1 pseudogene is annotated in these 233 nt (G+C 58.4%); it reads right to left on the reverse strand.

The window, feature by feature from the left end:
* A pseudogene (locus tag ACYYG1_RS17915) lies at positions 1-233 on the reverse strand (hypothetical protein); the annotation flags it as partial.

Genomic DNA, 233 nt, shown 5'->3' on the forward strand with positions numbered 1-233 from the left:
TGAGTAGCTGATGATAGTAGTTAGCAGAGACAACCAGAAAGTATTGACCGCCCGGTCGGCAATCAGTGAGGTAACGGGAACGTGCTGGATGTAGCTCGTCCCCAGGTCGCCCTTGAACAGGTTGCCCACCCAGCGCGCATACTGGACTGGGGCTGGGTCATAGAGGCCGGCTGCCCGCTTAAGCGCCTCTAGCTGCTTGGGGTCCGTGTTCGGATTAATCTGCCCGGTGAACG

This window comes from Desulfocurvus sp. DL1XJH-121 (genome assembly GCF_054819825.1).